At 70.2% G+C, this 9,544-nt stretch carries 13 protein-coding genes; 7 read left to right on the top strand and 6 right to left on the bottom strand.

Features of this window, described 5'->3' with window-relative positions; translation table 11 throughout:
• The first annotated feature begins 317 nt into the window (after window positions 1-317).
• The 5 genes from FV230_RS18995 (at window position 318) to rnhA (ending at window position 3,714) form a co-directional block, all read left to right on the top strand.
• Complete coding sequence (locus tag FV230_RS18995; protein WP_147843506.1) at window positions 318-527, top strand: type II toxin-antitoxin system HicA family toxin; 210 nt, start codon at window positions 318-320, stop codon at window positions 525-527.
• Window positions 528-583: 56 nt separating this feature from the next.
• Complete coding sequence (locus tag FV230_RS19000) at window positions 584-991, top strand: type II toxin-antitoxin system HicB family antitoxin (RefSeq protein ID WP_147728445.1); 408 nt, start codon at window positions 584-586, stop codon at window positions 989-991.
• Between the two features lie 165 nt (window positions 992-1,156).
• Complete coding sequence (gene ispH / locus FV230_RS19005; protein WP_147728444.1) at window positions 1,157-2,167, top strand: 4-hydroxy-3-methylbut-2-enyl diphosphate reductase; 1,011 nt, start codon at window positions 1,157-1,159, stop codon at window positions 2,165-2,167.
• 114 nt (window positions 2,168-2,281) lie between these two features.
• Window positions 2,282-3,247: a homoserine kinase gene (locus tag FV230_RS19010; protein ID WP_147728443.1), complete on the top strand. Its 966-nt coding sequence runs from the start codon at window positions 2,282-2,284 to the stop codon at window positions 3,245-3,247.
• Entirely contained in the window at window positions 3,244-3,714 is a 471-nt protein-coding gene (gene rnhA / locus FV230_RS19015; RefSeq protein WP_147728442.1) for a ribonuclease HI, read from the top strand. Before FV230_RS19010 ends, rnhA begins: the two co-directional genes overlap by 4 nt.
• Before the next feature lie 20 nt (window positions 3,715-3,734).
• Here the strand turns inward: rnhA and FV230_RS19020 are convergent, their stop codons facing one another.
• Together FV230_RS19020 and FV230_RS19025 are read right to left on the bottom strand one after the other, a co-directional pair.
• Complete coding sequence (locus tag FV230_RS19020) at window positions 3,735-4,376, bottom strand: DedA family protein (RefSeq protein WP_147843507.1); 642 nt, start codon at window positions 4,374-4,376, stop codon at window positions 3,735-3,737.
• 108 nt (window positions 4,377-4,484) lie between these two features.
• Window positions 4,485-4,967, bottom strand: coding sequence for a peroxiredoxin (locus FV230_RS19025; protein ID WP_147728447.1), 483 nt, complete (start codon window positions 4,965-4,967; stop codon window positions 4,485-4,487).
• Window positions 4,968-5,446: 479 nt separating this feature from the next.
• On the opposite strand from FV230_RS19025, the gene FV230_RS19030 reads away from it, so the two are divergent.
• Entirely contained in the window at window positions 5,447-5,719 is a 273-nt protein-coding gene (locus FV230_RS19030) for a hypothetical protein (protein WP_147843508.1), read from the top strand.
• Between the two features lie 64 nt (window positions 5,720-5,783).
• Window positions 5,784-6,401 carry a YqgE/AlgH family protein gene (locus FV230_RS19035; RefSeq protein ID WP_187274848.1) on the top strand — a complete coding sequence of 206 codons (618 nt, stop codon included), beginning with the start codon at window positions 5,784-5,786 and terminating at the stop codon, window positions 6,399-6,401.
• A 79-nt stretch (window positions 6,402-6,480) separates the two neighbouring features.
• On the opposite strand, the gene FV230_RS19040 is transcribed toward FV230_RS19035, so the two are convergent.
• The 4 genes from FV230_RS19040 to FV230_RS19055 all read right to left on the bottom strand — a co-directional run.
• Window positions 6,481-7,113, bottom strand: coding sequence for a TadE/TadG family type IV pilus assembly protein (locus FV230_RS19040; protein ID WP_147843509.1), 633 nt, complete (start codon window positions 7,111-7,113; stop codon window positions 6,481-6,483).
• A gap of 16 nt (window positions 7,114-7,129) precedes the next feature.
• Window positions 7,130-7,696: a TadE/TadG family type IV pilus assembly protein gene (locus FV230_RS19045; protein WP_279603867.1), complete on the bottom strand. Its 567-nt coding sequence runs from the start codon at window positions 7,694-7,696 to the stop codon at window positions 7,130-7,132.
• A gap of 113 nt (window positions 7,697-7,809) precedes the next feature.
• Window positions 7,810-8,901 (bottom strand): pilus assembly protein TadG-related protein, encoded by a 1,092-nt coding sequence (locus tag FV230_RS19050; protein WP_147729039.1) that lies wholly within the window; start codon window positions 8,899-8,901, stop codon window positions 7,810-7,812.
• A gap of 308 nt (window positions 8,902-9,209) precedes the next feature.
• Window positions 9,210-9,544: FCD domain-containing protein (locus FV230_RS19055; protein WP_147843511.1), on the bottom strand; the 335-nt coding region annotated here is incomplete at its 5' end.

The following is a 9,544-nucleotide window of genomic DNA, read 5'->3' on the forward strand; positions in this document are numbered from 1 at the left end:
CGCCGCGGCCTCGCAGGTGCTGACCTCCGCCACCGAGCTGTCGCGCCAGTCCGAGCACCTCAACGCCGAGATGAGCCGCATGCTGGCTTCGCTCCGCGCCGCCTGAGGCGGGGCCGGAGGGGGCGGCGGTCGCGTCCCGGTTGCGGGACGCGCGGTCACGAAGGTCGGACGGCAGGCGCGCGCTGCCGATCACGCCGTCCGCACGCGCGCTTGCCATACACAAGCTTGCGCAACGACGGGCGACGCTTATAATCCGGCTTGCAGGCCCGCGGATCGACCGCGCTGCGGCCGCAGCGAGCGACCCGGACGGGATCGCCATGCCGCCTCGCGTCCGCCTCTCCAAGACCCGCGACCTGCTGGCCGCCCTCGAAGCCGACGGATGGGGGATCGCGCGGAAGGGCCCGGGCGACCATGTCCAGCTCAAGCATCCGACCAGGCCGGGACGGGTGACGGTGGATACCGGTCGGCGCGAGCAGGCGATCGGCACGCTGCGAAGCGTGTATCGGCAAGCCGGGTGGGCGTGGTGACGCCTCCGCCCTTCGAGGACGAGGCCGGATCGTCGGCCCGACGGGAAGCACCGCCCATGGCCCGTGTCGTCATGCTGATCCACGGCGAGGCCGGAAACTACGGCGCCTCGTTCCCCGATTTCCCCGGCGCCACCACCGGCGCGGACGACCTCGACACGCTCTACGTGAAGGCGGCCGAGATGCTGGCCTTCCATGTCGGCGGCCTGGCCGAGGATGGCGAGCCGATCCCCGGCATCCGCTCGCTCGACGCGCTGCGCCGCGATCGCGTGTTCCGGGAGGACAGCGCCGATGCGATCGTCGCCCTCATCGACGTCGACCTCCCCGGGCGCGCCGTGCGGGTGAACATCTCGGTCGAGGAGAATCTGCTGAAGCGGATCGATCGCGCGGCCGCCTCGGCCGGCGAGACCCGGTCCGGCTTTCTCGCCTCGGCCGCCAAGGCGCGGCTCGTCGGCGCCGGGACCTGAACCCCGACGCGAACCGCGCAGCGCCCCCGAATCCCCACCCTTCGACGAACGCCGGCTCCGGGGGTCACCCGCGCCGGCAAACGTGCTATAGCGCGTGCCCACGCGGCGGGTTTGCCGCGGCCGCCCGGTTGACAGGGCGGGCCCCTCCTCGCCACATCCCGGATCATGAGCGCCATCACGAATCTCGACACCGCCTCGGACGGGGCGTCCGCAACCGCCGCAAAGCCGCCGCTGGAGATCCTGCTCGCGGCCCCCCGCGGCTTCTGCGCCGGCGTGGTGCGGGCGATCGACGTGGTCGAGCGCGCGCTCGCGATCTACGGGCCGCCGGTCTACGTCCGCCACGAGATCGTGCACAACAAGTACGTGGTCGAGAGCCTGAAGCGCAAAGGCGCGGTGTTCGTGCGCGAGCTCGACGAGGTCCCCGACGGCGAGGCGCCGGTGATCTTCTCCGCCCACGGCGTGGCCAAGACCGTGCCGGCCAACGCCGACACCCGCGGCCTGATCACCATCGACGCCACCTGCCCGCTGGTGACCAAGGTCCACCGCGAGGCCGAGATTCACCACAAGCGCGGCCGCCACGTGCTCCTCGTCGGCCATTCCGGCCACCCGGAGGTCGTCGGCACCATGGGCCAGCTGCCCAAGGGCTCGATCACCCTGGTCGAGGACCTCGAGCAGATCGCCGCGCTCGAGCCCGAGAACCCGAACAACCTCGCCTGGGTCACCCAGACGACGCTGTCGGTCGACGACACCCTGCACATCGTCGCCGCCCTGAAGGCGAAGTTCCCGACCATCACCGGGCCGCACAAGGACGACATCTGCTACGCCACCACCAACCGTCAGGAGGCGGTGAAGCAGATCGCGCCGCTGGTCGACGCGCTGATCGTCGTCGGCTCCTCGAACTCCTCGAACTCGCAGCGCCTGCGCGAGGTCGCCGAGCGCGTCGGCTGCCCGATCACCCGCCTCGTGCTCCGCGCCGAGGAGATCGACTGGCCCGCCTTCGAGGGCATCACCAAGCTCGGCCTCACCGCCGGCGCCTCGGCCCCCGAGGTGCTGGTCGAGGAGATCATCGACGCCTTCGCCGCCCGCTACACGGTGACGGTCGACACGGTGCAGACCGTGGTCGAGGACATGGTTTTCCCGCTGCCGCGCGAGCTGCGCAGCGAAGCCGCCGAGTAGGTTCTCTGCGAGTTTGGGCGGCGGGTGCCATCGCCCGCCCGTCTCGCCGGCTCGGGCCGGCGGGGAACATCGTCGCGTGCCGATTGATCTGAAGATCCGTAGAAAAGAAGCGCCGTGGCCGTCTACACCGAGGTATCCGACGCGGCGCTGACCGACTTCCTCGCGGATTACGAGATCGGCGGGCTGCTCTCCTACAAGGGCATCGCGGAAGGGGTCGAGAACACCAACTTCTTCCTGCACACCACCGGCGGCGCCTACATCCTCACCCTGTACGAGAAGCGGGTGCGGGCCGGCGACCTGCCGTTCTTCATCGGCCTGATGGAGCACCTGGCGAGCCGCGGGCTGGCCTGCCCGCAGCCGATCCGCAACCGCGACGGCACGGCGCTCGGCACCCTGTGCGACCGCCCGGCGGCGATCGTCAGCTTCCTCGATGGGGTCTCGGTGAAGGCGCCGACCGCGCATCACTGTGCCGAGCTCGGACGCGCCCTGGCCCGGCTCCATGCGGCGGGCGCCGATTTCGGCATGCGCCGCGACAACAGCCTCTCGGTCGGCGCCTGGCGGGGGCTGTTCGACCAGGCCGAGCGCCAGGCCGACGGCGTCGCGCCCGGGCTCGCCGCGCGCACCCGCGACGACCTCGCCCTGCTCGAGGCGCGCTGGCCGGCGAACCTGCCCGGCGGGGTGATCCACGCGGATCTCTTCACCGACAACGTGTTCTTCATCGGCGATGGGTTGTCGGGGCTGATCGACTTCTACTTCGCCTGCACCGACGCCTTCGCCTACGACCTCGCGATCTGCCTCAACGCGTGGTGCTTCTCTCCTGAGGGCACCTACCACCGCGACATGGGCGCGGCGCTGATCGCCGGCTACGAGGCGGTGCGCCCGCTGGAGGCCGCCGAGATCGAGGCCCTGCCGATCCTGTGCCGCGGCGCGGCGCTGCGGTTCATGCTGACGCGGCTGGTCGACTGGCTGAACGTGCCGCCCGGCGCCCTGGTGCAGCCGAAGGACCCGCGCGAGTACGACCGCCGCCTGAGCTTCCACCGGCAGGCCGCGGACGCCTCGGCCTACGGATGGTCGCGATGAGCGAGGCGGCGACCGACGCGGCCCCCACCCGGGTCAAGATTTACACGGACGGGGCCTGCTCGGGGAATCCCGGCCCCGGCGGCTGGGGCGCGATCCTGATCTACGGCGACACGCGCCGCGAGATCTCGGGGGGCGAGGCGCACACCACCAACAACCGCATGGAGCTGCTCGCCGCGATCGAGGCGCTGGAGACGCTCAAGCGCCCCTGCCGCGTCGACGTGTTCACCGACTCGCAGTACCTGCGCCAGGGCGTCACCAGCTGGATCCACGGCTGGAAGGCGCGGGGCTGGCGCACCGCCGACAAGAAGCCGGTGAAGAACGAGGACCTGTGGCGCCGCATCGACGCGGCGCGCACCCGCCACACGGTCGAGTGGCACTGGGTCAAGGGCCACGCCAGCGACCCGCTGAACAACCGCGTCGACGCGCTGGCGGTGGCCGCGATGGCGCCGTTCAAGACCCGCCGCTGAGGGGGGAGGACCCGCGCCCCTCAGGCGAGCGGGCCGGGGATCGCGCGCTCGGCTTCGGCGAGCAGCCGCGTCTCGTGGCGGCGCACGAACAGCCACAGGGCCAGGCCGCCGAAGATCACCAGGGCCAGCAGCGCCAGCCCGACGGGGCCGGCGATCTGCTCGATCGAGCGGCCGCAATAGTAGGAGCCCAGCCCCATGCTCGTCGCCCAGGCGAGGCCGCCGAGCCCGTTGAACAGCATGAAGCGGCGGGCATCGAGCCGGTTCACCCCGGCGAGCAGCGCCGCGTAGGCGCGCAGCATCGCGGTGAAGCGGCCGAAGAACACGATCTTCCCGCCGTGCTCGCGGAACAGGTACTGCCCGAGCTTGAGCCGGCCGTGGTCGAGGGCGATCATGCGGCCGTAGCGCAGCAGCAGCGGCATGCCCCAGCGCCGGCCGACCCAGTAGCCGAGGTTGTCGCCGATGATCGCGGCGGCGGCCGCGGCGGCGATGATCAGCGCGATGTTGAGGTTGCCGGTGCTGCCGGCATAGACGGCCGAGGAGATCAGCACGGTCTCGCCCGGCATCGGCACGCCGGCGCTCTCCAGGGTGATGATGACGAAGATCGCGACGTAGCCGTAGGAGGCGCTCAGGTCGGCGATCGGCAGTTCGTGCAGGAAGGACATGCGGCCCCTGGGGTTGATCGGGCCGCAATTCGCAACGGGAAGGTGGCCATTCGAGGGCGCATATCCGGCCTCGGCCGGCGCGCCCTCCCAGGGGCGTCCCCGCCGGGATCAGATCACCTTGAGCAGCGCCTCGGCGCTCGAGGTCTCGGCCTTCGAGGGCGATTCCTCGACGTTGAGGACGCGCACCACGCCGTCCTCGACCAGCATCGCGTAGCGCTTGGAGCGGATGCCGAGGCCGAAGCCGCTGCCGTCCATCTCCAGGCCGAGGCCCTTGGCGAAGTCGCCGTTGCCGTCGGCGAGGAACTCGAGCCCTTCCGCGCCGCTGGCCTTCGACCACGCGTCGAGCACGAACACGTCGTTGACCGAGGTGACCGCGATGGCGTCGACGCCGCGCGCGAGGATCGCGTCCTTGTTGTTGACGAAGCCCGGCAGGTGGTTGCGGTGGCAGCTCGGGGTGAAGGCGCCCGGCACGCCGATCAGCACGACGCGGCGGCCCTTGAACACGTCGTCCGTGGTCTTGGCGAGGGGGCCCTCGGGGCCGGTGATGCGGAAGGTGGCCTGGGGCAGGTGATCGCCGACCTGAATCGTCATGTTGGACCGTTCCTCGCGCATCGCGGCATCGCGCCGCTTCGGATCGGCGGTGACGTAGCGCGGCCCACGGGGGCTGTCGAGCGAGGTGGCGCGCGCAAGGGTGATCGCCAGGGTGATCGCAGGGATGGCGCCGCGGGGTCGGGATGCGGTCGCCGGTTCGGGCCGCGCGCCTCGGCGCACCGCCTTCGCCCGCGCGCGCTCCAGGCGCGCCAGCTCCCGGCCGGGCCGGAACAGGAGGATGCGGACGAGGGTCCGCGTCCCCGCCGCCCCGATCGCCGCCTGCGCCGCGATGCAGGCATCGACCGTCGTCGCGACATCGCGATGCGAATTCATCCGTCCTCGATGCGGGTTTGACGCGCGGCCCGGAACCATCGAGCTGTCGTGCCATCATCCGATAGTTTTTGTCGGACGTAGATCGGTTACGCTGACCGCATGGCCGACTGTAAAATTGATTTCTGATCATTCGATCGGTGATGCGCATGGGTTCCGAATTTGTCGCAGGTTCCGGCCGAGCGGCCGCCAGGCTGGCGGAGATCGCCCGGTCCCTCGCGATCCCGGTCTCCGCCTTCGACGACCCGCGCGCCTGCCCGCTCGGCGACACGGCGGAGCTGCTTCGCCTGTGGCAGGGGATCGACGACCCGCAGCTGCGCGCGCGCGTGCTCGCTCATGTGCTCGCTTCGGCGCCGGCGACCGCCGAAGGGCGGGGAGCGCGGCCGGACCGGGCGACGCCGGAGCGCGACCCGCCCGCGTGACCGGCGACACCCGCACGGCGTTTTGTCCGCTGGACATCGGGGGGGCGGAGCGTAGCATGCGCGGATGCCCAGGCCTTCGATACCGATGCCCGATTCCGGCGATCCCGCCTACCTCGACGGCCAGTTCCTCGTGGCGATGCCGGGGATGACGGATGCGCGCTTCGCCCGCTCCGTCATCTACGTCTGCGCGCACTCCGCCGACGGCGCGATGGGCATCATCGTCAACAAGCCGGTGACCGACCTGTCGATGCCCGACCTCCTGGTGCAGCTCGACGTGGCGGGCGAGGCCGACGCGATCCGCCTGCGCGAGCGGGTCGGCCACATGCCGGTGCTGATGGGCGGCCCGGTCGAGGGCAAGCGCGGCTTCGTGCTCCACACCGACGACTTCCACATCGACCAGTCGACGCTGATCATCGACGACGGCATCTGCCTCACCGCCACCGTCGAGATCCTGCGCGCGATCGCGGCGGGGGACGGGCCGGCCAGCGCCGTGCTGGCTCTCGGCTATGCCGGCTGGCAGGCGGGCCAGCTCGAGAGCGAGATCATGGCCAACGGCTGGCTCAACTGCCCGGCCGACCCGGACCTGATCTTCCACGCCGACCTCGCCGGAAAGTACGACCGGGCGCTGCGCGGCAACGGCATCGACCCGGCGATGCTCTCGGTCAGCATGGGCCGGGCCTGACGGCGCGGTCCCGCCCGCGCGAAGGGCCGGCTGTCGCGCGTCTCGGAGATCGGCGAGGCGCGCCCAGGTGCAAGCCTCGTCAGGTGCAGGCTTTGCCGCCGGGCATGACGACCTCGTTGTAGGTCGACTTGGCGGGCTGGCCGCCGCGGACCGGCCAGGGCACGTTGGCCTTGAACGTGAACTGGTTGTTGGCCCCGCCGACGAAGCGGATCAGGTTGCTGCCGAGCAGCGGCGCGTAGGGAACGCTCACCTCGGCCAGCACGTAGCGCATGCCGCCGATCTGGAAGCCGTCGGGAACGGTGAGGTCGGCCGCCGTCCCGAGCCCGCGGGCCGTGCCGTTGCTCGTGGCGTAGCTGGAGCAGACCTTGGGACGCTGGCCGCCGCCGTCTGCGTACACGCCGAGCGCGCTGACCACGATGCTGGCCGAGCCGCTGGCATAGGGCGTGAGGACGAGCTTGGCCGAGGCCAGGATGTCGGTCATCGTGGCGGTCGCCATCGGTGTCGCGGCGTCGCCCTGCGCGGTGAGATCCGCGACCGTCCGCGCCAGGAGCGTGACCTTCCGGTAATGGTCGATCGCACGCGCGAATTCCGAGATGCCGAGCGAGATCGTCAGCAGGATCGGAAGGACGAGCGCGAACTCGATCGCCGAGACGCCGCGGGCATCGGATCCGAAGCCGGACGACGATGCCGGCCGATCGGCCGTCCGCAGCATCGCCCGGTTCCTCGGCCTAGCAGCTCTTGCTGGAAGACGTGTCATAGGGTTCGGTTCGAAACACCGCCGTGGATTGAAGCAGGCGCGAGCCGTCGCCGAAGCTCGGCAGGCTCGCGTAGAGGAAGCCGAACGCGACGCGTTGCTTGACGGCCGCGGTGACGACGACGATCGATCCGGGCTGCGCGCACGCATAGTTCGAGCCGAAGCCCTTGGACCAGTCGCGCGTCTTAGTGTCCAACGGGGTCGGGATCGTGCTGCCGGCGAACGAGCTGCCCAAGGCCACGTCGAGCTTCAGGGTGTCGCAATCGAACACGGTGACGACGCGCGATGCGGTGGTGCCGCAGATCGCGGTCTTCATGGCGGCGAGCAGGGTGCCGGCGTCGCTCTGGCCCGCGTTCGAGGTCTGGAATTCTCCCGTGTAGATCGTCCGCCCGGCGCGTTGCAGCGCATCGTCGAGATCGCGCGAGGCCCAGATCAGCAGGGCCGTTTGCAGGACCATGGCCAGCAGGGCGATGAACGGCATCGCGACCAGCGCGAACTCGACGGCGCTGGCTCCGTCGCGCGCCGCCGGGAAGCGACGCAGGGCCGGGCCGGCCTTCCGCTGCCGATGACGAGGATGGCGGATCGCATCGACGACCATTCCCGGGCTCAGGGGAGGGGGTTCACGGGTCGGGCGGGCGTTCATGAACACAACGCCTATTCCACGATCCGGAGCTTCTTGTCGGAGACTTTCGTCGTGGTCGGGCAGGAGACGACGATGCGGATGTCGTCGTAGTCGCGATCGCTTCCCGCGCTCGGCGGGCGATCCTCCCACCCGTAATACATGTACTTCCCTTCGCTGCAGCTCGCGGTGGAGGTCGCCGGCGTATGGGTGGTGTTGTTGTTCGGCAGGATGCCGCCGTTGGACTTGTTCCGGCATTGGCTCAGGTTGTCGCAGACGATCGTCTCGAGGATCGGGTTCGAGACCATGTTGACCGTGGTCATGCTGCCGTTGGAATTGACGCGATAGCCCTTCATGCCCATCGTCTGAACGCGCAGTCCGGTGTCGATCATCGTATCGGTGTAGTATTGATACACCTCTTGATTGGGGTCGTCCCAGGCGGACTTGTTGCTGCGCCCGTTCCGGACGTTCCGCAGCATGTAGGACGGCGCCTCGTTGGCGCCGCAGGTCGGGGCCTTGTACTTGGAATAGTCCGACGGCGGCGTCGCGTTGTCGGCGATCGGCACCGGGATCGTGCGGCCCTTGTCGGCGGAGGCCTGCCGGGCCGGGTCGGACGAATAGCAGTAGATGTAGATCCGATTGTAGTCGGCGGCATCGGGAGACAGCTGGCTCACCGTCGGCGGAGCCGTCTCGTAGACGGGGGCGACGCGGTTGACCGTGGTCGCGGTCGCGACGGTGATCTGGCGCGGCATGCCGGGCAGCAGGTGCAGCAGGCTCGTCCGAAGCGTCGTCGAGATGGTCACGCGATAGTTCGCGCCGTCGATCCAGGTGCCGTTGATCTGATAGCCGTTCGCCGCATTGGCCGTGCCGAGGCGGGACGTGAGCTGGGCGTTGGCGAGGCGGAAACCCTCGGCCGCCGCCGCGACCGTATCGGCGTTGGCGACGAGGAGCGCGGTCGCGTCCGCGACGCTGGCCGCGACGGCGCGGATGCGGACGGCATTGCCGTAGTCGATCGCGAGCCCGCCGGCGCCGAGCAGCAACGGCAGGCTCAGGGCGAAGATCACGACGACGTTGCCGCTCTGGTTTCGAGCCAGCGCTGGTCTCGCGCGCGACACGGCCCGACGCATCCGACATCTCCACACGCAACCCAGGCCCGAGATCACCGAGCCTGCAATCCACGGTGCATGTATAGAACCGCAATATTTAACGTGAAGTTGTTCCGCGCGAACGACCGTCCATGAGGCGTCATTGCTCGGTTCGATTTTCCGAAGACCGTAAAAAAGCGCTTAACGCACAGCAACGCGTCCCGATCTCATCGTCTCCGCGCCGAAACGAGGGGCCGGCGGTGGCGCGAAGGACGGCGTGAGACCGGGCGTCCACCGCCGCCTCCGTCCCCGGCGGGACCGAACGGCGCCGGGACACGGCCGCATTCGGGTCAGAGGTGCTTCAGCCCGAAGCTCTCGAGCAGCGGAAGCAGCTCGTCGCGGGCGCGCAGGCGGTGGCTCTGCGCGCGCTCCTGGGCCGCGGCGGCGTCGCCGAGGCGGATCGCCGCGACGATCCGCTCGTGCTCGGCGACCGAGGCTCCGAGCTCCCGGCGCAGCTTGAGCGTCAGCATGCGGGCGCGGTGCGACTGGTCGTTGATCGTCTGGTTGATCCGGATCATGCGGCCGTTGCCGGCGCGCTCGACCAGGGTGCGGTGGAAATCCTCGTCGGCATGGCCCCAGGCCGCGAGGTCGCCCGCCGCCCGGGCCTCGGCCATCGCGGTGGTGG

Source organism: Methylobacterium sp. WL6 (assembly GCF_008040095.1).
In the GTDB taxonomy this organism is placed as follows: Bacteria; Pseudomonadota; Alphaproteobacteria; order Rhizobiales; family Beijerinckiaceae; genus Methylobacterium.

Coding starts and splice junctions, on each gene's coding strand:
- FV230_RS18995 (WP_147843506.1), top strand. CDS start 318: ATGCCGCCTCGCGTCCGCCTCTCCAAGACCCGCGACCTGCTGGCCGCC.
- FV230_RS19000 (WP_147728445.1), top strand. CDS start 584: ATGGCCCGTGTCGTCATGCTGATCCACGGCGAGGCCGGAAACTACGGC.
- ispH (WP_147728444.1), top strand. CDS start 1,157: ATGAGCGCCATCACGAATCTCGACACCGCCTCGGACGGGGCGTCCGCA.
- rnhA (WP_147728442.1), top strand. CDS start 3,244: ATGAGCGAGGCGGCGACCGACGCGGCCCCCACCCGGGTCAAGATTTAC.
- FV230_RS19020 (WP_147843507.1), bottom strand. CDS start 4,376: ATGTCCTTCCTGCACGAACTGCCGATCGCCGACCTGAGCGCCTCCTAC.
- FV230_RS19025 (WP_147728447.1), bottom strand. CDS start 4,967: ATGACGATTCAGGTCGGCGATCACCTGCCCCAGGCCACCTTCCGCATC.
- FV230_RS19030 (WP_147843508.1), top strand. CDS start 5,447: ATGGGTTCCGAATTTGTCGCAGGTTCCGGCCGAGCGGCCGCCAGGCTG.
- FV230_RS19035 (WP_187274848.1), top strand. CDS start 5,784: ATGCCCAGGCCTTCGATACCGATGCCCGATTCCGGCGATCCCGCCTAC.
- FV230_RS19040 (WP_147843509.1), bottom strand. CDS start 7,113: ATGCTGCGGACGGCCGATCGGCCGGCATCGTCGTCCGGCTTCGGATCC.
- FV230_RS19050 (WP_147729039.1), bottom strand. CDS start 8,901: ATGCGTCGGGCCGTGTCGCGCGCGAGACCAGCGCTGGCTCGAAACCAG.